The following is a 235-nucleotide window of genomic DNA, read 5'->3' as shown; positions in this document are numbered from 1 at the left end:
GCATGCTGCCCCGCGTTGCCCCGGAGCTTTCTATGGATACATGGTGGTACTATAAGGCGGCGCATCTGATCGACCAAAGCCGGTCGGTGCGCGCCGCGGGCCTTCGCCAGAGACATATTGATCAGGCGCAGAGCATGAATCTCTATATCACCAATGACTATTCCATGCGTCAGGTGCTCAGACTGTATTTAGAGGCGTGGAGGGTCGGCGTCAAGACCATTTACTATGTCCGCAG

1 pseudogene is annotated in these 235 nt (G+C 55.7%); it reads left to right on the top strand.

The features are described 5' to 3' along the window. A pseudogene (locus GPK89_RS14880) lies at positions 1-235 on the top strand (ribonucleoside-diphosphate reductase subunit alpha); the annotation flags it as partial.

This window comes from Gemmiger formicilis (assembly GCF_018784445.1).
Taxonomy (GTDB): domain Bacteria; phylum Bacillota; class Clostridia; order Oscillospirales; family Ruminococcaceae; genus Gemmiger.
Note: the sequence above shows the minus strand (reverse complement) of the source record. Positions and strands in the feature narration are given on the sequence as shown.